The 22,928-nt window shown below is 63.9% G+C and carries 20 protein-coding genes and 1 pseudogene; 16 read left to right on the top strand and 5 right to left on the bottom strand.

Translation table 11 applies throughout. The features are described from left to right. Positions 1-154: 154 nt before the first annotated feature. The 3 genes from asd to IRZ77_RS22795 are packed head-to-tail and all read right to left on the bottom strand — an operon-like array spanning position 155 to position 3,417. Positions 155-1,018 carry an archaetidylserine decarboxylase gene (gene asd, locus IRZ77_RS22805; protein ID WP_196174470.1) on the bottom strand — a complete coding sequence of 288 codons (864 nt, stop codon included), beginning with the start codon at positions 1,016-1,018 and terminating at the stop codon, positions 155-157. Positions 1,019-1,027: 9 nt separating this feature from the next. Further along, the gene (locus tag IRZ77_RS22800; protein WP_046613344.1) at positions 1,028-1,837 is read right to left on the bottom strand and encodes a rhodanese-like domain-containing protein; all 810 of its coding nucleotides are present in this window, start codon (positions 1,835-1,837) and stop codon (positions 1,028-1,030) included. Positions 1,838-1,881: 44 nt separating this feature from the next. Continuing rightward, complete coding sequence (locus IRZ77_RS22795) at positions 1,882-3,417, bottom strand: HDOD domain-containing protein (protein WP_196174469.1); 1,536 nt, start codon at positions 3,415-3,417, stop codon at positions 1,882-1,884. A gap of 130 nt (positions 3,418-3,547) precedes the next feature. On the opposite strand from IRZ77_RS22795, the gene motA reads away from it, so the two are divergent. Then, positions 3,548-4,399, top strand: a complete 852-nt coding sequence (gene motA / locus IRZ77_RS22790) for a flagellar motor stator protein MotA (RefSeq protein WP_015272014.1) — start codon at positions 3,548-3,550, stop codon at positions 4,397-4,399. A 3-nt stretch (positions 4,400-4,402) separates the two neighbouring features. Beyond that, positions 4,403-5,416: a flagellar motor protein MotB gene (motB, locus tag IRZ77_RS22785; protein WP_013974445.1), complete on the top strand. Its 1,014-nt coding sequence runs from the start codon at positions 4,403-4,405 to the stop codon at positions 5,414-5,416. Positions 5,417-5,605: 189 nt separating this feature from the next. On the opposite strand, the gene rsgA is transcribed toward motB, so the two are convergent. After that, a complete protein-coding gene (gene rsgA / locus IRZ77_RS22780; RefSeq protein WP_196174468.1) occupies positions 5,606-6,637 on the bottom strand; it encodes a small ribosomal subunit biogenesis GTPase RsgA in 1,032 nt (343 codons plus the stop codon). A 143-nt stretch (positions 6,638-6,780) separates the two neighbouring features. Here rsgA and orn point away from each other — a divergent pair, with 143 nt between their 5' ends. Together orn and IRZ77_RS22770 are read left to right on the top strand one after the other, a co-directional pair. Continuing rightward, positions 6,781-7,323, top strand: coding sequence for an oligoribonuclease (gene orn, locus IRZ77_RS22775; RefSeq protein ID WP_046613338.1), 543 nt, complete (start codon positions 6,781-6,783; stop codon positions 7,321-7,323). 100 nt (positions 7,324-7,423) lie between these two features. Continuing rightward, the gene (locus IRZ77_RS22770) at positions 7,424-8,035 is read left to right on the top strand and encodes a trimeric intracellular cation channel family protein (RefSeq protein ID WP_196174467.1); all 612 of its coding nucleotides are present in this window, start codon (positions 7,424-7,426) and stop codon (positions 8,033-8,035) included. Positions 8,036-8,174: 139 nt separating this feature from the next. Here the strand turns inward: IRZ77_RS22770 and queG are convergent, their stop codons facing one another. Then, positions 8,175-9,239, bottom strand: coding sequence for a tRNA epoxyqueuosine(34) reductase QueG (queG, locus tag IRZ77_RS22765; protein WP_085599729.1), 1,065 nt, complete (start codon positions 9,237-9,239; stop codon positions 8,175-8,177). A 65-nt stretch (positions 9,240-9,304) separates the two neighbouring features. On the opposite strand from queG, the gene IRZ77_RS22760 reads away from it, so the two are divergent. From IRZ77_RS22760 to IRZ77_RS27415, 12 genes and pseudogenes are all read left to right on the top strand, one after another. Beyond that, positions 9,305-10,165 carry an NAD(P)H-hydrate dehydratase gene (locus tag IRZ77_RS22760; RefSeq protein ID WP_196174466.1) on the top strand — a complete coding sequence of 287 codons (861 nt, stop codon included), beginning with the start codon at positions 9,305-9,307 and terminating at the stop codon, positions 10,163-10,165. Positions 10,166-10,167: 2 nt separating this feature from the next. After that, positions 10,168-10,626 (top strand): tRNA (adenosine(37)-N6)-threonylcarbamoyltransferase complex ATPase subunit type 1 TsaE, encoded by a 459-nt coding sequence (gene tsaE / locus IRZ77_RS22755; protein ID WP_153671421.1) that lies wholly within the window; start codon positions 10,168-10,170, stop codon positions 10,624-10,626. An 11-nt stretch (positions 10,627-10,637) separates the two neighbouring features. Further along, the gene (locus IRZ77_RS22750; protein ID WP_075046528.1) at positions 10,638-12,068 is read left to right on the top strand and encodes an N-acetylmuramoyl-L-alanine amidase; all 1,431 of its coding nucleotides are present in this window, start codon (positions 10,638-10,640) and stop codon (positions 12,066-12,068) included. Continuing rightward, positions 12,065-13,960 carry a DNA mismatch repair endonuclease MutL gene (gene mutL / locus IRZ77_RS22745; protein ID WP_108480754.1) on the top strand — a complete coding sequence of 632 codons (1,896 nt, stop codon included), beginning with the start codon at positions 12,065-12,067 and terminating at the stop codon, positions 13,958-13,960. The genes IRZ77_RS22750 and mutL overlap by 4 nt, the downstream gene beginning before the upstream one ends. 1 nt (position 13,961) lies before the next feature. Further along, positions 13,962-14,933, top strand: coding sequence for a tRNA (adenosine(37)-N6)-dimethylallyltransferase MiaA (gene miaA, locus IRZ77_RS22740; RefSeq protein ID WP_085599721.1), 972 nt, complete (start codon positions 13,962-13,964; stop codon positions 14,931-14,933). 94 nt (positions 14,934-15,027) lie between these two features. Further along, entirely contained in the window at positions 15,028-15,288 is a 261-nt protein-coding gene (hfq, locus tag IRZ77_RS22735) for an RNA chaperone Hfq (RefSeq protein ID WP_003258160.1), read from the top strand. 12 nt (positions 15,289-15,300) lie between these two features. Then, the gene (gene hflX / locus IRZ77_RS22730) at positions 15,301-16,602 is read left to right on the top strand and encodes a ribosome rescue GTPase HflX (protein WP_015272005.1); all 1,302 of its coding nucleotides are present in this window, start codon (positions 15,301-15,303) and stop codon (positions 16,600-16,602) included. 96 nt (positions 16,603-16,698) lie between these two features. Next, a complete protein-coding gene (gene hflK, locus IRZ77_RS22725) occupies positions 16,699-17,880 on the top strand; it encodes an FtsH protease activity modulator HflK (protein WP_063911925.1) in 1,182 nt (393 codons plus the stop codon). Beyond that, positions 17,880-18,749 (top strand): protease modulator HflC, encoded by an 870-nt coding sequence (hflC, locus tag IRZ77_RS22720; protein ID WP_063911924.1) that lies wholly within the window; start codon positions 17,880-17,882, stop codon positions 18,747-18,749. The genes hflK and hflC overlap by 1 nt, the downstream gene beginning before the upstream one ends. A 301-nt stretch (positions 18,750-19,050) precedes the next feature. Beyond that, positions 19,051-20,238: an ATP phosphoribosyltransferase regulatory subunit gene (locus IRZ77_RS22715; RefSeq protein ID WP_013974431.1), complete on the top strand. Its 1,188-nt coding sequence runs from the start codon at positions 19,051-19,053 to the stop codon at positions 20,236-20,238. A gap of 56 nt (positions 20,239-20,294) precedes the next feature. Then, positions 20,295-21,587: an adenylosuccinate synthase gene (locus IRZ77_RS22710; RefSeq protein WP_046613320.1), complete on the top strand. Its 1,293-nt coding sequence runs from the start codon at positions 20,295-20,297 to the stop codon at positions 21,585-21,587. 632 nt (positions 21,588-22,219) lie between these two features. Then, positions 22,220-22,912: pseudogene (locus IRZ77_RS27415) on the top strand (methyl-accepting chemotaxis protein); the annotation flags it as partial. Positions 22,913-22,928: the final 16 nt, after the last annotated feature.

Here is a 22,928-nt window from a genome sequence, read left to right as displayed (position 1 = left end):
CCGCATCAAGCTGAGGCTCAATGGCCTGAGCCCTGTCGAGTACAGGACCCAGGCGGCAGCTTAAACTGTCCAACTTTTTGGGGGCAGTCCATACCTGTGGGAGCGGCCTTGTGTCGCGATGGGCCGCAAAGCGGCCCCGGGTTCCATCAGGCAATCAAGCCTGCACAGGCACCGCCAACTGCTGCCCCATACGCACCGCAGAGCCGGCACCCAGCGTTTCGGCCCACTTCACCTGCTCCGGCCCGAACAGCACGATAGCAGTCGACCCCAGCTTGAAGCGGCCCAGTTCGGCACCTTTCTCCAGGTGGATCGGTGTGCGGCTGGCTTCGTCGTAACGGAAGGTCTTCAGTTCACGCTTGGGTGGCGTCACCAGCCCGGCCCACACGGTTTCGATCGAAGCGACGATCATCGCGCCAACCAGCACCACGGCCATCGGCCCGCGCTCTGTGTCGAACAGGCAAACCACGCGCTCGTTGCGGGCGAACAGTTCGGGGACGTTCTCTGCGGTGGTCTGGTTGACCGAGAACAGGCGGCCCGGCACGTAGACCATTTCCCGCAGGGTACCGGCCAGCGGCATGTGCACGCGGTGGTAATCCTTGGGCGACAGGTAGATGGTGGCGAACTCGCCGCCCATGAACGGCGCGGCCATTGCCGGGTCACCGCCCAGCAGCTCCTGCGCGCTGAAACCGTGGCCCTTGGCCTGGAAGATGCGGCCGTGCTCGATCGGGCCAAGCTGGCTGACGGCACCGTCGGCGGGGCACAGGATGGCGCCCGGGGTCTCGTCCAGTGGGCGGGCACCCGGCTTCAGGGCGCGGGTGAAGAAGGCATTGAAGTGCTCGTAGGCGCTCAGGTCCTCGACCAGCGCTTCGCTCATGTTGACCTGATAACGCTTGGCGAACCAGGCGGTGAAGGCGTTCTTGAACCAGCGCACGCGGCACTCGGCGATGCAGCCGGCCAGCCGCGACAGCAGGTGGTGCGGCAGCAGGTATTGGCTGATGATGAACAAACGGGATTTCATTCAGGTTCCTTAGACTTCTACAGGCGTGTCCGGGTGGTTGCCCCATTCGCTCCACGAGCCGGCGTAGGCCTTGACGCGCGGGTAGCCTAGGGCCTTGGCCACCAGGTAGGTGAAACCGGAGCGGCGGTGGGTCTGGCAGTGGGTGATCACCTCCTTGTCGGGGGTGATACCCAGCTTCTGCAGAACTTCGGCGATGTCCTTGCGGATGCGCAGGTGGTCGTTGAGATCCATGCCGGCGGTCCATTCGAAGTTGATCGCGCCGGGGATGTGGCCGCCCTTGGCTGCCAGTACTTTCTCACCGCTGAATTCCTGCGGTCCACGGGCGTCCCAGATGACCAGATCGTCGGCGCCCAGGCGGCTTTGCAGGTACTCGCGGGTGGCGGTTGGCGAACTGTCGATGCGCAGGTGCACCGGCGTGTTGCCGCTGGCGGGCACTTCTGTGGAGAGCTTGTCGGCGGGCCAGGCCTGGATGCCGCCATTGAGGTAGTGGTAACGCTTGTGGCCGATCACGTCGAGCAGCCAGATGAAGCGCCCGGCCCAGCCGCCGCCCTCATCGTCATACACCACATACACGGCATCGTCGCGGTGGCCGAGTTCGCTGAACAGTTTTTCCAGCTCACCCAGGGCCGGCAGCAGGCCGGGTGCGGGGGGCTGGCCGAGCTGGGTACGCTTGCCTTCGACAAAGCGTGCGCCGGGAATATGCCCGCTGACATAGCGGTTGGCGCTGCTCAGGTCGACCAGGATCAGCTGTGGCGAATCCAGGCGCGGTAGCAGGTCCGCGGCTTCGATCACCAGGGGCAGGCCTGAAAAGTCAGTCATCCACGGTCTCCAGTGTGGAAAGAGGGGCGATTGTAGCGCAAGGCTCAGGCCTTGCGGTTGGCAAACACCGACAGCGCCCGTTCAGTGCACTGTGCGGTCTTGCCGAAGGCTTGAACGCTGACATCGGCCAGCGGCCGGCAGCCCTGGTCAGCCACCATCAGCATCAGTACCTGGTCCGCCACCGCCAGCGAGCGCAGCAGCACGTGCTCGCTGCGGAACAAGGCGCGCAGCGGGGCCGGCAGCAGGGCCGAGAACTGGCTGTGGTTTTCCGGGGTAATACGTAATTGACCGGCCTTTGCCAGCAGCTTTTGCAGCAGTTTGTTCTGCGCCACCGGCAGTACCAGCGCCCCGGCTTCCTTGGGCAGGCCGGCCATCTGCTGCACGCGCAGCTGGTCGTTTGCCTTGTCCAGGCTCAGCAGCAGGACCCTCTGCATGCCAGAGACCAGAAGGGCCTCGATAACATGGGTGGCCAGGTGCACGCTGTTGGTGAACGGGCTGGGCTGGGCCAGAAGGTCCTGGCACAGCTTGCGCCAGCGCGCCAATTCGTCGCTGGTGGGCGGTGGCGGAGCCAGCATGTCGGGGTGCGGGCGGCGCTGGTGCCAGGGCCAGATCAGCGCTTCGGCCGGGTGGAACAGGGCATGCTGGGCGTGGCGGCGGGCGCTGGCCGCAGCCTGCTGGTGCACTTGCTGTTGCACGTCGTCCAGCGAGGTCTGCAGGTACAGGGCGGTCAACAGCTGCCAGCGCAACAGGTGCGGGTTATCCCAGCCCACTTGTGCCGCCAGGGCCAGGTTGTTGGCCAGCAGCACGGTGTTGGCCGGCTGGTTGAACCAGCGGCGCAGGCCTGGCTCGGCGTCCAGGCGGTGTTGCTGGCTTAGCAGGTCCGGGTCGCGGGCAATACTGAGCACCTGGGCCAGTTGTTCGCGCTCTTCCAGCAGCAGGCGGTAACCCTGGGTCACCCATTGTGGCAGGCGCCAGTACTCCGCCATGGTCTGGCACAGTTCCATGATGCGCACGCCAAACAGTTCTTCCTCGACATGGGCGGCGTCTTCCCCCTTGTGGATAACCCGCAGCTCCCAGGTATCGAGCAGCTTGGGGTAGGCCAACGCCAGCGGCCAGAGTGGCGACAGGAACAACAGGCTGCCCCAGTGGATTTCCTGCCACAGCCGTGCCAGACGGCTGGCGAACAGGCCGCTGGCCTGCTGCGAGGCGTGCTGGCTGATCAGCTGAAACTGGCACAGTACCGGTGGGATTTCTTCTACGGGCACCGCTGGCAGGCGTTTGAGCAGCAGTTCGCTACGCTCGAGGCCCAGGCGGTTGAGGGCGACTTCCAGGCTTTCGGCGGGCTCTGCCAGGCTGGCATTGGTGGGATGATTGGCTTCGCGCATCACCGACAGCACCAGTGCCGGGCTATCCTGCATCAGTTCGGCGATATCCCGCAGCGAGCGGCGGTTATCGTGGATGGCGGCCATGACCCGGTCGTAGCTGTGCTTCGGCACGGGGATGCGAACACTCTCGAGCAGCTTTACCCAGGCCTCTAGCGTACGTGGAGCCTGAGCGGGCACCTTGGTTTCAATTGGCATTTTGACATCAGTCCGAACTGGCTTTTCGCATTGAGTGGCTATAGTCTGGCGCAGTTCTGCCGATAAGTAGAAGAAGAGTTTTAAAGCTCCCGTCTCTTCCCCTGACCACGACAGCAAGTGCTTTGAACCTATGGCTAAAATTATCGGCATCATCGTCGTATTCGCGAGCGTGCTCGGCGGATACGTGCTTTCCCACGGCAAGATCGCGGCGCTGATCCAGCCGTTCGAAGTACTGATCATCGGCGGTGCGGCCTTTGGTGCATTCCTGCAGGCCAACCCTGGCCACATGACCATGCACGTCATCAAGAAGTCGATGAAGATGTTCGGCTCGCGCTTCACTCACGCCTTCTACCTGGAAGTGCTGGGCCTGGTGTACGAGATCCTGAACAAGAGCCGGCGCGAAGGCATGATGGCCATCGAGGCCGACATCGAGGATGCCGCCGCCAGCCCGATCTTCGCCAAGTACCCGACAGTGCTGGCCGATGAGCGCATGACCGCGTTCGTCTGCGACTACCTGCGCATCATGTCCACCGGCAACATGGCCCCGCACGAACTCGAGGGCCTGTTCGACATGGAACTGCTGAGCATGAAGGAAGAACTGGAGCACCCGTCCCATGCGGTGACCGGCATCGCCGACGGCATGCCCGGCTTCGGTATCGTTGCGGCGGTACTGGGTATCGTGGTGACCATGGCCTCGCTCGGTGATGGTGACCAGGCCTCCATCGGCCTCCATGTGGGTGCGGCGCTGGTGGGTACTTTCTTCGGTATTCTGGCGGCCTACGGCTTCTTCGGCCCGTTGGCCAAGTGCCTGGAGCACGATGCCAAGGAAGAGCTGAACCTTTACGAGTCGATCAAGGCCTCGCTGGTGGCCTCGGCCTCGGGCATGCCACCTTCGCTGGCGGTGGAGTTCGGGCGCAAGGTGCTGTACCCCAAGCATCGCCCAAGCTTCGCCGAACTGGAACAAGCGGTTCGCGGTCGCTGAGTCATGGAGAACAATCAGCCCATCATCGTCAAGCGCGTCAAGCGCTTTGGCGGCGGCCACCACGGCGGCGCCTGGAAAATCGCCTTCGCCGACTTCGCCACGGCGATGATGGCGTTCTTCCTGGTGCTGTGGCTGTTGTCCACGGCCACGCCTGAACAGAAGATTGCCATTGCCGGCTACTTCAAGGACCCGATCGGTTTCTCGGAAAGCGGAACGCCCTACGTCATCGACCTGGGGGGCTCGCCTCAGCTGGCTCCGGAGAAGACCATCAACCCCGAAGCCAAGTCGGAACCGACGCCTGATACCAGCATCCAGCTGGACAAGGACCAGGTAGAGACCATGGCCGAGCAGGTCGAGCGTGAGCGCCTGGAGTTGCTGCTGCAGGAACTGCAGAACAAGGTGGAAGAGAACCCGCAGCTGCAGAAGTTCAAGGACCAGATCCTGTTCGAGATCACCCAGGACGGCCTGCGCATCCAGATCATGGACGCCGAGAACCGGCCGATGTTCGACATTGGCAGCGCGCGCCTGCAGCCGTACTTCGAGGACATTCTGCTGGCGATGGCCGACACCATCAAGGCGGTGCCGAACAAGATCAGCATCAGTGGCCACACCGACGCCAAGCCTTATGCCGGCAGTGGCGAATTCGGCAACTGGGAATTGTCGGCCAACCGCGCCAACGCCGCGCGCCGTGCACTGGTGGCCGGCGGCTACCCGGATGGTCAGGTGGCGCGGGTGGTGGGTTATGCCTCGTCGTCGCTGTTCGACCGCAAGGACCCGTTCAACCCGGTCAACCGCCGCATCGACATCATCGTGCTGACCAAAAAGGCCCAGCGCAATATCGAAGGCGAGCAGGGCGCGCCAGAAGCACCGGCTGCCGAGCCTGCGCCGCCGGCCGCTGCGGCACCGGCGGCGCCAGGGGAAGCCGGGCAGGCCCCCATGCAGCCGCGTGAACTGCGCCAGAAGCTGAACATCTTCGAAGAGGGGACGCTGAAGATGGATGAGGCCAAGGACCAGTAAACCCTTTTTCGTCTTGCGCGGTCCCTTGTGGGAGCGGCCTTGTGTCGCGAAAGGGCCGCAACGCGGCCCCGGCAATATTTGCATTAATGCTGATATCTGGGGCCGCTGCGCGCCCCTTTCGCGACGCAAGGCCGCTCCCACAGGATCGCGCCGTAGCTGAAGCCGGCGCAGAACCTGTGGCGCAAGCGGTCAGTAAGCGTCTTCCGGCAAACTGGCAATGATCGAGCGGTAGCTGTTCATCCGTTGCTGCTTGATACGCCCTTCGTCCAGCGCCTTGAGCAGCGCGCAGCCCGGTTCGCGATCATGCTTGCAGTCGCGGAAGCGGCAGGTACCGAACAGGTCGCGGAACTCGATGAAACCATCTTCCACATCACTGCGGCTGACATGACCCAGGCCGAACTCGCGGATGCCCGGCGAGTCGATCAGGTCGCCACCATTGGGGAAGTGGTACAAGCGTGCGGTGGTGGTGGTGTGGGTACCCTGGCCAGACCATTCCGACAGGTCGCCGACACGGGTGCCAGCCTCCGGCAGCAGGCTGTTGACCAGCGACGACTTGCCCACCCCCGACTGGCCGACGAACACGCTGATGTGGCCGTCGAGCATCTGCTGCAGGCGTTGCATGCCGTCACCGTGATGTGCCGAGACTTCCAGCAACGGGTAGCCGAGTTCGCGGTAAACCTCCAGCAGCGCATGCAGGCCCGGGCCGTTCTCGTCGTTGATCAGGTCGGCCTTGTTCAGCAGAAGCAGCGGACGAATGCCGGCGTGCTCTGCGGCCACCAGGTAACGGTCGATCAGGTTGGGGTGCGGTTCGGGTGCGGGGGCGAAGACGATCACGATCAGGTCGACGTTGGCAGCCACCGGCTTCAGCTGGCCGTGGTTGTTGGGCCGGCACAGCTCGGTGCTGCGCGGCATCTGCGCGACGATCACGCCAATACCCTGGTTGCCCGCCCGCCATACCACGCGGTCGCCGGTAACCAGCGCCGGCAGGTTGGCGCGCAAGTGGCAACGGAACACCTGGCCCGCGGCTTCGCCGTCCTGGGCTTCCACTTCTACCTGCACACCGAAGTGCGCAATCACCAGGCCCAACTGCTCTGGCCCAAGGTCGCCACCCTCCAGTTCCTGCAGCACGTGCTGTTCGCGTTTGGCCGCACGCGCGGCGCGCTCGTTCTGGATTTTTTCGATGCGCCAGTTCTGGCGGCGATTGAGCTGGCGTTTGGCCATGAAGGTTCCGTGCGTGGGGGCAGGTTGAAAACGGCAGGCAGTTTAGCACGCCAGGCGCCGGACCATTTGGCTTACCTTCGCACCGTGAATGGGCGTGCCTTGGCCACTACGCTACTATGACGGCCTATACGAGGAGCCCCCGCATGCAAAACCCACAGAACCTGATCTGGATCGACCTGGAAATGACCGGCCTGGATCCGGACAGCGACGTCATCATCGAGATGGCCACCATCGTCACCGACAGCGAACTGAACACCCTGGCCGAAGGGCCGGTGATCGCCATCCACCACAGTGACGAAGTGCTGGCGCGCATGGACGAGTGGAACACCCGCACCCATGGCGCTTCGGGCCTGACCCAGCGCGTACGCGAGAGCAAGGTCGACATGGCCGAAGCCGAGGCGCAGACCATTGCTTTCCTCGAGCAGTGGGTGCCGAAAGGCAAGTCGCCGATCTGTGGCAACAGTATCTGCCAGGACCGCCGTTTCCTGTACCGGCACATGCGCGACCTGGAGAACTACTTCCACTACCGCAACCTGGATGTCTCGACCCTGAAGGAGCTGGCTGCGCGCTGGGCGCCTGATGTGCGTGACAGCTTCAAGAAGGGCAACACCCACCTGGCGCTGGACGACATCCGCGAATCCATCGCCGAACTGCGCCATTATCGCGAGCACTTCATCAAGGTGTGAGCCGAAAAGGCGCAGATATTGTATCTGCGCCCTCTTTTGGTGCCATGGGCAACTGGTTAGACTGCGCGCCTTCCTCGCACGCCCGCACGGACCCCGCACCATGTTGTTGATGCTCTACCTCATTGCCATCACCGCCGAAGCCATGACCGGCGCGTTGTCTGCCGGCCGCCGCGGCATGGACTGGTTCGGCGTGGTGCTGATTGCCTGCGTCACCGCCCTGGGTGGCGGCTCGGTGCGTGACGTGCTGCTCGGGCATTATCCGCTGACCTGGGTGAAGCACCCTGAGTACCTGGTGCTGACCAGTTGTGCAGCACTGCTGACCATTTTCATCGCGCCGATGATGCGCCGCCTGCGCTCGCTGTTCCTGGTGCTCGACGCCCTGGGGCTGGTGGCCTTTACCCTGATTGGTTGCATGACCGCACTGGAGATGGGGCAGGGCATGCTGGTGGCGTCGATCAGTGGGGTGATCACCGGGGTATTCGGCGGGATCTTGCGGGATATCTTCTGCAACGACATTCCCCTGGTGTTCCGCCGCGAGCTGTACGCCAGCGTCTCATTCGCGGCGGCTTGGTTCTACCTGGGCTGCGTGCATTTCAAGGTGCCGGCGGAACAGGCGATGCTGCTGACCTTGTTTGGCGGGCTCCTTGTGCGGTTGCTGGCGATTCGGTTCCATTGGGAAATGCCCAAGTTCCACTACAACGACCAGCAGTAACGCAGTTCCGGCACAACATGGCCCCTGTGGGAGCGGGCGAGCCCGCGAACACCGGCAGAGCCGGTGCCATCCACCGCGTTGTCTGATTCGCGGGCACGCCCGCTCCCACAAGGGTGGCGCAAGCTCTGGGGCTGGGTCGCTATCGAGCGCCGTGCTGCGCCAGCGCCCACTCCACATGCTCCCTCACCAGCTCCGAGGCATCCTCGCGCCGCGCCTTCAGCGCCTCGATCACCGGGATCGTCGAAGGCGCATTGCCAAGCCCCACCGCCAGGTTGCGCAACCAGCGCTCATAACCGGCCCGGCGCAATGGCCCGCCTTCGGTCTTGCGCAGGAAGGTCCTTTCATCCCACAGGAACATCTCCGCCAGCTCGGCATTCTCCAGCCCGTGCCGTGGCTGGAAGTCCTGTTCCTGGCTGTGCCTGGCAAAGCGGTTCCACGGGCAGACGATCTGGCAGTCATCGCAACCGAACACCCGGTTGCCCATCTTCGAGCGCAACTCTACTGGGATCGGCCCCCGCAGTTCGATGGTCAGGTAGGAGATGCAGCGCCGTGCATCCAGCACATACGGCCCGACGAAGGCCTGGGTCGGGCAGATGTCCAGGCATGCCTGGCAGCGCCCGCAGTGTTCGCTGGTGGTGGCTTCATCAACCGGCAGCGGCAGGTCGACGAACAGCTCGGCGAGGAAGAAGTAGCTGCCCGCCTTGCGGTTTAGCAGAAGGGTATTCTTGCCGATCCAGCCCAGCCCGGCCTGCTCGGCCAGGGCCTTTTCCAGCACCGGAGCGCTGTCGACGAAGGCGCGGTAGCCGAACGGGCCGATGGCTTCCTGAATGCGATCGGCCAAAAACTGCACGCGCTTGCGCACCAGCTTGTGGTAGTCCCGGCCCAGGGCGTAGCGCGACACGTAGGCTTTTTCCGGCTGAGCCAGGCGCTGGGCCATCTGCGTGTCGCCGGGCAGGTAATCCATGCGCAGCGATACCACACGTACCGTGCCGGGGATCAGTTGCTCTGGGTGCGCGCGCTTGCTGCCGTGAGCACCCAGATAATCCATCTCGCCTTGGTAGCCGGCGTCGAGCCAGCGTTGCAGGTGGTGTTCGTGTTCGCCAAGGTCGACCCCGGCGATGCCGACATGGGCAAAACCGAGTTCTTGGCCCCAAATCTTGATCGATTGGGCCAGTTGGGCGAGGTCAGGCGTACAGGCGGACATGGATGGGCAAGGCAATACGGGCTCAGGTGCGTATAATTCTGCCAGACATTGGAGCCTTTGACCCCATGCCGCAGACCAAACACCCCAGCCATACCCCTCAATCGCTCAGCAGCGTGACTGTCGCGCACCTGCCGGCACGGCACGCGCGTGCCCATAAAGGCGACTTCGGCCATGTACTGGTGGTCGGTGGTGACCTCGGTACCGGCGGCGCCGTGCTGCTCAGTGCCGAGGCCGCCCTGCGCTGTGGCGCTGGGCTGGTAAGCGTGGCGACCCGGCCTGAACACGTGACTGCCAGCCTGGCGCGCCTGCCCGAGGTAATGTGCCTGGGCGCCACTTCGGCCAACCAGCTGATGGGTGTTCTGGAGCGCGCTTCGGTGCTGGTGGTCGGCCCTGGCCTGGGCCAGGCAGCCTGGGGCCGCAGCCTGCTGTCGGCGGTGGCCAATGCCGAGCGCCCACAGGTGTGGGACGCCGATGCCCTGAATTTGCTGGCGCGCACCCCGCTGGCCCTGCCCAGTGGCAGCATCCTTACCCCGCACTCCGGGGAGGCGGCGCGGCTGCTGGGCATTTCCACCGAGGCTGTGCAGGCCGACCGCGCGGGCGCCGCACGCAAGCTGGCGCGCCGTTACAACAGCGTCTGCGTGCTCAAGGGGGCCGGCACTCTGGTAGCCGACCCGGCCGGGCAGCTGCTGCTGTGCGAACGCGGCCACCCGGCCATGGCCGGTGCTGGCCTTGGCGATGTGCTGACCGGCGTGCTGGCGGCTCTGCTGGCCCAAGGCCTGGATGCCTGGCATGCCGCAGGGCTGGGGATATGGCTGCACGCCTGTGCCGGCGAGCGTCTGGGCGTAAAAGGTAGAGGCCTGGCGGCCAGTGATCTGGCGCCGGTCATTCGTGAGTTGTTGGAGGAGCATTCTGCGTGTCTGGCTTAAACCTGTTTCTGGCCGATGAAGCGGCCACGGTCAAATTTGGCGCACAACTGGCCGAGGTGACCGGCGGTCACGGCGTGATTTTTCTGGAAGGTGACCTGGGCGCGGGCAAAACCACGCTGTCGCGTGGCCTGATTCGTGGTCTGGGCCATACTGGTGCAGTGAAAAGCCCGACCTTCACCGTGGTCGAGCCTTACGAGATCGGTGAGGTGCGGGCGTTCCATTTCGACCTGTATCGCCTGGTCGATCCGGAAGAGCTGGAGTTCATGGGTATTCGTGACTATTTCGAGGGCGACCCGCTGTGCCTGTTCGAGTGGCCACAAAAGGGTGCGGGCGTTTTGCCAAAGCCCGACCTGACCATTACCATAAGCCCCCAAGCGGGCGGACGCTCGCTGATCCTTTCGCCGCAGGGGGCTCGCGGCGAGGCTTGGTGCGTGGCACTGGCCGAACACTATAAACAGTAAGTGGGGTAGGTATGCGCATACGCGCACTGGTCGCCATCGTTGGGCTGCTGCTGACAACGGTGACCGTTGACGCTCTGGCCGTCACTCAAGTCAAGAGCATGCGCCTGTGGCGCGCGCCGGACAACACGCGGCTGGTCTTCGACCTGTCTGGTCCCGTGCAGCACAGCGTATTCACCCTGAGCGCACCTGATCGTCTGGTTATCGACATCAATGGTGCGACCTTGGCCGCGCCACTGAACGTGGCTACCTCCAATACGCCGATCAGCAGCGTGCGTTCGGCTCAGCGCACCCCGACCGACCTGCGCGTGGTGGTCGACCTGAAAAAGTCGGTCACCCCAAAAAGCTTCACCCTGGCGCCCAACGCCCAGTACGGTAACCGACTGGTGGTCGACCTCTACGACCAGGAAGCTGACGCCATCGCTGCCAGCGCGCCGGCTCCGGCCCCGACTCCGGCACCAACGCCCGCAACCACGCCAGCAGTGCCGGTGACCCCGGCCCAGCCTGCCATCAAGCTGCCGCCGGTTCCCAACGGCAAGCGTGACATCGTGGTTGCCATCGACGCCGGTCACGGCGGCGAAGACCCGGGTGCGTCCGGCTCGCGTGGCCAACATGAAAAAGACATCGTGCTGCAGATCGCCAAGGAACTGCAGCGCCAGATCAACAGCGAAAAAGGCTTCCGGGCCGAGCTGACACGTACCGGCGACTACTTCATCCCGCTGCGCAAACGTACGGAAATCGCCCGCAAGAAGGGCGCCGACCTGTTCATCTCTATCCACGCCGACGCCGCGCCGTCCCGTGCTGCCTTTGGTGCCTCGGTGTTCGCCCTGTCCGACCGCGGCGCTACCTCCGAGACAGCGCGCTGGCTGGCTGACACGGAAAACCGTTCCGACCTGATCGGTGGTGCCGGTAACGTCAGCCTCGACGACAAGGACCGCATGCTGGCCGGCGTGCTGCTGGACCTGTCGATGACCGCCACGCTCAGCTCCAGCCTCAATGTCGGGCAGAAGGTGCTGGGCAACATGGGGCGCATCACCTCGCTGCACAAGCAGCGGGTGGAACAGGCCGGCTTCATGGTGCTGAAGTCGCCGGATATTCCGTCGATCCTCGTTGAAACCGGGTTCATCTCGAACAACAACGAAGCCGCCAAGCTGGCCACCGCAAGCCATCAGCAGGCCCTGGCCCGTTCGATCCACACTGGTGTGCGCCAGTACTTCCAGCAGAATCCGCCGCCTGGCACCTACATCGCCTGGCTGCGCGACACCGGCAAGATCGCCGCTGGCCCGCGTGAGCACACGGTGCGCCCTGGCGAGACCCTGGCGATGCTTGCCGTGCGCTACCAGGTCAGCGTGACCAGCCTGCGCAGCACCAACAGCCTCAAGACCGATGAGCTGAAGGTCGGCCAGCGCCTCGATATCCCCGCTACCACGTTGGCCTCGCAATGAGTGGCGGTTCGCGCATCCAGCTGCTCAGCCCGCGGCTGGCCAACCAGATTGCCGCGGGCGAGGTTGTCGAGCGGCCGGCATCTGTCGCCAAGGAGTTGCTGGAGAACAGCCTGGACTCCGGCGCCCGGCGTATCGACGTGGAAGTGGAGCAGGGCGGCGTAAAGCTGCTGCGGGTGCGTGACGATGGCAGCGGCATTTCCGCCGACGACCTGCCGCTGGCCCTGGCCCGTCACGCCACCAGCAAGATCCGCGAGCTGGAAGACCTGGAAGGGGTATTGAGCCTGGGCTTCCGTGGTGAGGCCCTGGCCTCGATCAGCTCGGTGGCGCGCCTGACCCTGACCTCGCGGACCGCCAGCGCTTCCGAGGCCTGGCAGGTGGAAACCGAAGGCCGCGACATGACCCCGCGGGTGCAGCCGGCGGCGCACCCGGTGGGTACTTCGGTGGAAGTGCGCGACCTGTTCTTCAATACCCCGGCCCGGCGCAAGTTCCTCAAGGCCGAGAAAACCGAATTCGATCACCTGCAGGAAGTGATACGGCGCCTGGCGCTGGCGCGCTTCGATGTCGGCTTCCACCTGCGCCACAACGGCAAGAGCATCCTCAGTCTGCACGAGGCCCACGATGAAACCGCCCGTGCGCGGCGGGTGGGCGCCATCTGCGGCCCGGGCTTCATGGAGCAGGCGCTGCCGATCGACGTGGAACGCAATGGCCTGCGCCTGTGGGGCTGGGTCGGCCTGCCGACCTTCTCGCGCAGCCAGGCAGACCTGCAGTATTTCTTCGTCAACGGCCGTGCGGTGCGCGACAAGCTGGTCGCCCACGCCGTGCGCCAGGCCTACCGCGACGTGCTGTTCAATGGTCGGCACCCGACTTTCGTGCTGTTCCTGGAGCTGGAGCCCAACGGCGTCGACGTCAATGTGCACCCGACCAAGCACGAAGTGCGTTTCCGCGAGGGGCGCTCGGTGCACGACTTCCTGTATGGCACCCTGCATCGCGCCCTGGCCGATGTGCGCCCGGAAGACCAGTTGGCGGCGCCTGCTGCCGTGCCCGAAGTGGTCCGCCCCACGGGCCAGCAGGCCGGTGAGTTCGGCCCCCAGGGCGAAATGCGCCTGGCCTCACCGGTGCTCGAGCAGCCGCGAGCCCCGCAGCAGTCGTTTTCCAGTGGTGGCAGTGGCGCGGGTTACCAGTACCAGTACACCCCGCGCCCCTCGCAGCCGCTGCCAGCCGCCGAGGCGCAGGCGGTGTATCGCGAGTTTTACAAACCGCTGGATGAAGGCGCGGCGCCGACGGCGTTGCCCGAAAGCCAGGGTGACATTCCCCCGCTGGGTTACGCGCTGGCGCAGCTCAAGGGCATCTATATCCTGGCCGAGAACGCCATCGGCCTGGTGCTGGTAGACATGCATGCCGCACACGAGCGCATCATGTACGAGCGCCTGAAGGTGGCCATGGCCAGCGAAGGCCTCAGCGGGCAGCCGCTGCTGGTTCCCGAGACCCTGGCCCTGAGCCAGCGTGAAGCGGACTGCGCCGAAGAGCACGCGCAGTGGTTCCAGCGGTTGGGCTTCGAACTGCAGCGCCTGGGCCCCGAGACCCTGGCCATCCGCCAGATCCCGGCTTTGCTCAAGCAGGCCGAGGCCAACCGCCTGGTGCAGGATGTACTCGCCGACCTTATGGAATACGGCACCAGCGACCGTATCCAGGCTCACCTCAACGAGCTGCTCGGCACCATGGCCTGCCACGGCGCCGTGCGCGCCAACCGGCGTCTGGCGATCCCCGAGATGAACGCCCTGCTGCGTGACATGGAAAACACCGAGCGCAGCGGCCAGTGCAACCATGGTCGCCCCACCTGGACCCAGATGGGCTTGGACGACCTGGACAAACTCTTCCTGCGCGGTCGATGAAATGAGCGGCAAGCCCCCTGCAATATTCCTGATGGGCCCGACGGCGGCCGGCAAGACCGACCTGGCCATCGAGCTGACCAAAGTACTGCCGTGCGAGCTGATCAGCGTCGATTCGGCGCTGGTCTACCGCGGCATGGACATCGGTTCGGCCAAGCCGTCGAAAGAAATCCTCGCCGCTCACCCGCACCGGCTGATCGACATTCGCGACCCGGCCGAGAGCTATTCGGCTGCGCAGTTCCGTGCTGATGCCCTGGAGGCCATGGCCGAGATCACCGCGCGCGGCAAGGTCCCGTTGCTGGTGGGCGGCACCATGCTCTATTACAAGGCGTTGATCGATGGCCTGGCCGACATGCCGGCGGCCGATGCCGCGGTGCGTGCCGAGCTGGAAGCCCAGGCCGAAGCGCTGGGCCTGGCCGAGTTGCACCGCCAGTTGGCCGAGGTTGACCCTGAGTCGGCGGCGCGTATCCATCCCAACGACCCGCAGCGGTTGATCCGGGCGTTGGAGGTGTACCGGGTGAGCGGCGAGAGCATGACGGCACATCGACAACGTCAATTCGCGGAAAGTCGCGGCGCAGACGCAGGCGCTGGCGGACATTTGCCCTATACTGTCGCGAGTTTGGCGATTGCTCCTACAGATCGTCACATTTTGCATCAGCGAATTGCGTTACGATTTTCACAGATGCTGGAACAGGGCTTCGTCGATGAGGTCCGATCGCTGCGAGCCAGAAGTGACTTGCACGCCGGGCTGCCGTCTATACGGGCAGTGGGGTATCGGCAGGTCTGGGATTACCTGGACGGCAAGCTGACTGAGAATGAGATGCGTGAACGCGGTATCATTGCCACCAGGCAACTGGCCAAGCGGCAGTTCACCTGGTTGCGTGGCTGGCCTGAAGTACACTGGCTTGACAGCCTGGCCTGCGACAATCTGTCCCGCACCTTGAAATACCTTGGGGCCATCTCCATATTGAGCTGAGTCCCTGCTGATTGCCGTCTATTCTTGCGAAGGGGCGGCCTAATTTATCGATTTTCTTGATTTTCTATTATTTATCCTTACAGGAGTGCGGCATATGTCAAAAGGGCATTCGCTACAAGACCCTTACTTGAACACCTTGAGAAAAGAAAAGGTCCCGGTATCCATCTACCTGGTCAACGGCATCAAACTGCAGGGTTCGATCGAGTCCTTCGACCAGTTCGTGGTACTGCTGAAGAACACCGTCAGCCAGATGGTCTACAAGCACGCCATCTCGACCGTGGTTCCTGCCCGTCCGGTTCGTCTGCCAAGCCCGTCCGATTCCGAACACGGCGACAGCGAGCCAGGCAACGCCTGATAGGAGCCTGCATTGTTCTTTGAGCGCCACGGTGGTGGTGAGCGGGCGTTGCTCGTTCACTTGGAAGGTCAGAACCCTGAGGCGCGCGAAGACCCGCAGGAGTTTCAGGAGCTGGCATTGTCGGCCGGTGCCGACATCGTCTCGCTGGTCACGGTGGCAAGGCATCAGCCTTCCGCCAAATACCTGATTGGCAGTGGCAAGGTCGAAGAGTTGCACGACCTGGTCCATGCCGAACAGGTAGACCTGGTGATTTTCAATCACACCCTTACGCCCAGTCAGGAGCGCAACCTCGAGCGTGTGTTCGAGTGTCGTGTGCTCGACCGTACCGGGCTGATCCTCGATATCTTCGCCCAACGGGCGCGTACCCATGAAGGCAAGCTGCAGGTCGAACTGGCCCAGCTCGAGCACATGAGCACGCGGCTGGTACGCGGCTGGACCCACCTTGAGCGACAGAAGGGTGGTATCGGCCTGCGTGGCCCGGGTGAAACCCAGCTGGAAACCGACCGCCGCCTGTTGCGGGTGCGCATTCGCCAGATCAAGTCACGCCTGGAGAAGGTGCGCAGCCAGCGCGAGCAGGCACGCCGCGGGCGCAAGCGTGCGGACATCCCGTCGGTATCGCTGGTTGGTTATACAAACGCCGGCAAGTCCACGCTGTTCAACGCCCTGACCGAATCCGAGGTGTATGCCGCCGACCAGCTGTTCGCCACTCTCGACCCGACCCTGCGCCGGCTCGAGCTGAACGACCTGGGGCCGATCGTGCTTGCCGATACCGTGGGCTTCATTCGCCACCTGCCGCACAAGCTGGTCGAGGCATTTCGGGCTACGCTCGAAGAGTCGAGCAACTCCGATTTGTTGCTGCATGTGATCGACGCCCATGAGCCGGAGCGCATGGAGCAGATCGAGCAGGTGCTGGCGGTGTTGGGCGAGATTGGTGCCGAAGGGTTGCCGATCCTCGAGGTGTATAACAAACTCGACCTGCTCGAAGATGTCGAGCCGCAGATCCAGCGCAATGCCGATGGCAAGCCGGAACGGGTCTGGGTATCGGCACGCGATGGGCGTGGCCTGGAGCTGGTCGGCCAGGCGATTGCCGAGTTGCTGGGGGATGATCTGTTTGTCGGTACCCTGTGTCTGGAGCAGCGTTTTGCCCGCTTGCGCGCGCAATTCTTTGCCCTGGGTGCCGTGCAGAGTGAAGAGCATGATGAAGAAGGGCGCAGCCTGCTGAGCGTGCGACTGCCCATGGTCGAACTGAATCGCCTGGTCAGCCGCGAAGGCATGGAGCCGCAAGTGTTTGTCGAGCAACACACTTTGCAATAAATGCTCGTCGAGGTCGCCGGGCAGCAGTGACAGGCATTCTGTAGCATTGGACGGCGCGCCGTGGGCGCGTCTTTGCTTTATCAGATGGAGAGCGCTATGGCTTGGAACGAGCCGGGTGGCAACTCGAACAATCAGGATCCCTGGGGCGGTCGCCGTAATGGCGGTGGCGGCGGTGGTGACAAGAAAGGTCCACCGGACCTGGACGAGGCCTTCCGCAAATTGCAGGACAGCCTGAACGGCATGTTCGGCAGCGGCAAGAAACGTGGCGGCGGTGACCGCAATGTCGGCAAGGGCGGTGGCCTGGGCCTGCTGGGCATCGGCCTGGCGGTGCTGGCTGCAATCTGGCTGTACAGCGCCGTGTACGTGGTCGACGAGCAGGAGCAGGCCGTGGTGCTGCGCTTCGGCAAGTACTATGAGACGGTCGGTCCCGGCCTGAACATCTACTTCCCGCCAATTGATCGCAAGTACATGGAGAACGTCACGCGCGAGCGTGCCTACACCAAGCAGGGCCAGATGCTGACCGAAGACGAGAACATCGTCGAGGTGCCGCTGACCGTCCAGTACAAGATCAGCAACCTGCAGGACTTCGTGCTCAACGTCGACCAGCCTGAGGTCAGCCTGCAGCACGCGACCGAGAGTGCCCTGCGCCACGTTGTGGGTTCCACCTCGATGGACCAGGTGCTCACCGAAGGCCGCGAGCAGATGGCCGTGGATATCCGCGAACGCCTGCAGCGCTTCCTCGACACCTACCGTACCGGTATCACTGTTACCCAGGTCAACGTCCAGAGCGCGGCAGCCCCGCGTGAAGTGCAGGAAGCCTTCGACGACGTGATCCGTGCCCGCGAAGATGAGCAGCGTGCCCGCAACCAGGCCGAGTCCTACGCCAATGGCGTGGTGCCGGAAGCCCGTGGTCAGGCCCAGCGCATCATCGAGGACGCCAACGGTTACCGCGACGAAGTCATCGCCCGTGCCAAGGGTGAAGCCGACCGCTTCACCAAGCTGGTCGCCGAGTACCGCAAGGCACCTGACGTGACCCGTCAGCGCCTGTACCTGGAAACCATGCAAGAGGTCTACAGCAATTCGAGCAAGGTCATGGTGGCAACCAAGGACGGGCAGAACAACCTGCTCTACCTGCCGCTGGACAAGATGGTCGAAGGCAGCCGCAACCCGTCCGCGCCGACCACTGGCGTGTCGCCATCGGTCAACGATGCGGCCGCCCGTGCGGCGCAGGACCTGCAACAGCAACAGCAGCCGCTGCGCACTAGGGAGAGCCGCTGATGAGCAACAGATCGCTGATCGCCCTGATCGCCGCCGTTGTCCTGGCCATCGTGGCCTGGAACAGCTTCTACATCGTGTCCCAGACCGAGCGTGCGGTATTGCTGCGCTTCGGTAAGGTAGTCCAGGCGGATGTACAGCCGGGCATGCACGTGAAGATTCCGTACGTGAACCAGGTGCGCAAGTTCGACGCCCGCCTGATGACCCTCGACGCCCCGACCCAGCGGTTCCTGACCCTGGAGAAGAAAGCGGTGATGGTCGACGCTTACGCCAAGTGGCGCGTCAAGGACGCCGAACGCTTCTACACCGCCACGTCCGGCATGAAGCAGATCGCCGACGAGCGTCTGTCGCGTCGTCTGGAAAGTGGCCTGCGTGACCAGTTCGGTAAACGTACCCTGCACGAAGTGGTTTCCGGTGAACGTGACGCGCTGATGGCTGACATCACTGCTTCGCTGAACCGCATGGCCGCCAAAGAGCTGGGTATCGAGGTGGTCGATGTGCGCGTCAAGGCCATCGACTTGCCGAAGGAAGTCAACCGCAGCGTGTTTGACCGCATGAGCACCGAGCGTGAGCGTGAAGCCCGCGAGCACCGCGCCAAGGGTAACGAGCTGGCTGAAGGTATCCGTGCCGATGCTGACCGTCAGCGCCGCGTATTGCTGGCTGAGGCCTATCGCGAAGCAGAGGAAACCCGCGGTGACGGTGACGCCCAGGCGGCCGCCATCTACGCCAAGGCCTACACTCAGGACCCTGATTTCTACGCGTTCTACCGTAGCCTGCAGGCGTACCGCGAGAGCTTCTCGAGCAAGAGCGACGTGCTGGTCCTGGACCCGAAGAACGAGTTCTTCCGCTTCCTGGACAAGAGCAGGCCGTGATGCTCAAGCCCTGATTCTCATGCAGCGGCGCCCCGCCTGGCAGCTAAAACACCAGGCGGGGTGCATCCTGAATGAAAAGGGGTGTATGATGAGGCAGCCGGGAAATTTCCCGGCTTTTTTGCGTCTGCATGGTTGATTGGCAAACCGCCAGTTGACGGTTTGGTCAGGTCGCAAGGCAATTCGAGGGTGTCGGGTACGGTGGCTGCGCTGGGATCAGTGCTGCCCGCTGCTGTGCGCGATACCGGCTTTACTGACGGCTCGCCTGCTGGCAAGCCGCCCGGACCAGAGGGGAAATGGCGTAATGGCAACGGTAGACCGCTGGCTGCTGCCAGATGGCATCGAGGAAGTACTGCCACCTGAGGCTGCGCGCATCGAAATCGCGCGCCGCCAGGTGTTGGACCTGTTCCAGAGTTGGGGCTACGAACTGGTCGTCACCCCGCATATCGAGTACCTGGAGTCGCTGCTCACCGGCGCCGGCCAGGACCTGGATCAGCGCACCTTCAAGGTAGTGGACCCGCAGTCGGGCCGCCTGATGGGCTTCCGCGCCGACTTCACCCCGCAGGTGGCGCGCATCGATGCCCACACCCTGCGTCGTGAAGGCCCGAGCCGCCTGTGCTATGCCGGCAGCGTGCTGCACGCCCAGCCGCGTGCCCTGTCCACCTCGCGCAGCCCGATCCAGCTGGGTGCCGAGCTGTATGGCGATGCCAGCCCCACCAGCGATGTCGAAGTCATCAGCCTGATGCTCGCCACGCTGCAACTTACCGATGTGCCAGATGTGCACATGGACCTGGGCCACGTCGGTATCTACCGCGGCCTGGCTCGTGCTGCCGGCCTGTCCGGCGCGGTCGAGCAACAGCTGTTCGACGCCCTGCAGCGCAAGGCCGTGGATGAAGTTCAGGTGCTGACCGCCGACCTGCCGAAGGACCTGGGCAACATGCTGCGCGCGCTGGTCGAGCTGTGCGGTGGCCGCGAAGTGCTGGCCGAAGCCCGCGTGCGCCTGGGCCGTGCCCCGGCCAGTGTGCTGGCGGCGCTGGACGACCTGCTGGCGATCGCCGATCGCCTGGCGTCGCGCTTCCCGGACCTGCCGCTGTACTTCGACCTCGGCGAGCTGCGCGGTTACCACTATCACACTGGCGTGGTGTTCGCCGTGTTCGTGCCGGGCGAAGGTCAATCGATCGCCCAGGGCGGGCGCTATGACGACATCGGCGCCGACTTTGGCCGGGCACGCCCGGCCACTGGTTTCTCCACGGATTTGAAGACCCTGGTCACACTGGGGCGAGCGGAGGTCGTATTGCCAACTGGCGGCATCTGGATGCCGGACAGTGGCGACGCGGCCCTCTGGCAGCAAGTCTGCCAGTTGCGCAACGAGGGCCAGCGTGTGGTCCAGGCCCTGCCTGGCCAGCCGTTGAGTGCTGCTCTCGAGGCGGATTGTGATCGGCAATTGATTCAGCAAGACGGGCGCTGGCAGGTTCTGCCGCTGGCCCAGTGAGTTTCTGCGCCGGCAGTAGGCCGGCAACCAAGTTTGCGTGAATGAGGACCAATGTAATGGGTAAGAATGTCGTCGTCCTGGGCACCCAGTGGGGTGATGAGGGCAAAGGCAAGATCGTCGATCTGCTGACCGAACATGCTGCCGCCGTAGTGCGCTACCAGGGTGGCCACAACGCGGGTCACACCCTGGTGATCAACGGTGAAAAGACCGTTCTGCACCTGATTCCGTCCGGCATCCTGCGTGAAGGCGTACAGTGCCTGATCGGCAACGGCGTGGTCGTTGCCCCGGATGCCCTGATGCGTGAAATCACCAAGCTGGAAGAGAAGGGCGTACCGGTGCGCGAGCGCCTGCGCATCAGCCCGGCTGCGCCGCTGATCCTGTCGTACCACGTTGCCCTGGACCAGGCCCGCGAAAAAGCTCGTGGCGAAGCCAAGATCGGCACCACTGGTCGTGGTATCGGCCCAGCTTACGAAGACAAGGTCGCACGCCGCGGCCTGCGCGTGGGTGACCTGTTCCACCGCGAGCGTTTCGCCGCCAAGCTGGGTGAGCTGCTGGATTACCACAACTTCCAGCTGGTGAACTATTACAAAGAGCCGGCCATCGACTTCCAGCAGACCCTGGACGAATGCATGGCCTACGCCGAGCAGCTCAAGCCGATGATGCTCGACGTCACCGCCGAGCTGCACAACCTGCGTCGCGCCGGCAAGGACATCATGTTCGAAGGTGCCCAGGGCTCGCTGCTGGACATCGACCACGGCACTTACCCGTACGTCACCAGCTCCAACACCACCGCTGGCGGTATCTCCACCGGTTCTGGCGTTGGCCCGATGTACCTGGACTACATCCTGGGTATCACCAAGGCCTACACCACTCGTGTAGGTTCCGGTCCGTTCCCGACCGAACTGTTCGACGAGACTGGCGCTACCCTGGCCAAGCGTGGCCATGAGTTCGGCTCCACCACCGGCCGCGCGCGCCGTTGCGGCTGGTTCGATGCCGTGATCCTGCGTCGCGCCATCGACGTCAACAGCATCTCGGGCATCTGCCTGACCAAGCTGGACGTCCTGGATGGCCTGGAAACCATCAACATCTGCGTTGGCTACAAGAACGAGAACGGTGCCGTCATCGACGCGCCTTCCGACGCCGACAGCTACATCGGCCTGGAGCCGGTGTACGAAGAGATGCCAGGCTGGAGCGAGTCGACCCTGGGCGTGAAAGCCCTGGAAGAACTGCCAGCCAACGCTCGCGCCTACATCAAGCGCATCGAAGAGCTGATCGGCGCGCCGATCGACATCATCTCCACCGGTCCGGACCGCAACGAGACTATCGTGCTGCGTCATCCGTTCGCCTGATCCGCCATACAGGCTGATCTGACGCCGTGGCCCCGAAAGGGGCTGCGGCGTTTTCATTTGTGGGGTATGCCTGTCCCGGCCCTATCGCCGGCAAGCCAGCTCCCACAGGTACACCACAGGCCTCAAGACATGTGGAGTACCTGTGGGAGCGGGCCAGCCCGCGAAGAGGCCAGTACAGGAAAACCCATTGCTGAACCTTGGCGTTTATCCCTGCTGCCCTCGGCACAACCCTTGCTGTAAGAAGTTTCTGAAGATGCCATCAAAATAGTGGCGCCAGAAAACACGAGGGTTACACCGTGTCTGCCATCCTCTCACTGTTACGAAGCCGCCTTTTGCGGCCTGTGTTTGTTGCCCTTGGTATCGCTCTTTTGGTGCAGGTGCTGGTCGCCGTTGCGCTTACCCGAAGCACGGTCACCGCCTTGGAGGCCGACTTGGGTGAACGCCTGGGCAATGACAGCCGGCAGCTCGCCAGCGAGCTGGAGCAAGCCGGGCAAGATGTGCGCTCAGGCCTCGACAGCCTCTCCAGCAGCACCCGCCAGCGGCTGAGCGCAGGTTTGTCGGCGCGCCTGCAAAGCGAGCAACAGCAACTGCGCAGCACGCTGGAAAAGAACCTCAAGGACTCCGCCAACGATATGGCCGAGCTGCTGGCGTCGGTCGCACCGCGGGCGATCTGGGACAACGATGTGCCGGTGCTCTCTGACTTCGCCCGGCGTGCCCAGCGCAACCCCAACGTGCTGTTCGTGGTCTACGACGACGCCCAGGGCCAGCACCTGACCCGCTACCTGAACCGGCAAAACCCGATCAACCAGGCATTGATGGACAAGGGCCAGGGCGAGCGTGCGCTGGACAAGGTGATCGACGCGGCCCGGCGCGACCCGGCGGTGTACTTCGTCGAGGCCTCGATCAACCCCAATGGTGCAGAAATCGGCAAGGTGGTGATGGGCGTTTCCACCGCCGGTATCGATCAGGAGCTAAAGGCCCTGGACCAGCGCTTCGCCGCACTGATCGCCAGCGGCGAGCAACTGGTCGGCGACAGTCTGGTCGGTGCTGCTGCCGACAGTGGCAAGACCTTGCGCGAGCGCCTGGAAAAGGCGCAGGGCAGCGCAGCCGCGATGCAGGCCAATACCGCACAGACTGTGCGTGATGCTGCTGCCGAACTGCGCTGGCGCATCGGGCTGGGCCTGATGCTGGTCGGCCTGGGTGTGCTGGTGGTGGTGGCCGTGGTGCTTGGTCGCCGGGTGCTGAGCAAGCTGCGCCTGCTGATTGCCGCGCTCGACGACCTGGCGGCTGGCGAAGGCGACCTGACCAAGCGCGTGCCCCTCGACAGCCGCGACGAAATTG

The organism is Pseudomonas pudica, from assembly GCF_015680405.1.
Taxonomy (GTDB): Bacteria; Pseudomonadota; Gammaproteobacteria; order Pseudomonadales; family Pseudomonadaceae; genus Aquipseudomonas; species Aquipseudomonas pudica.
The sequence above is the reverse complement of the archived record's forward strand: the minus strand, read 5'-3'. Positions and strand labels throughout refer to the sequence as shown.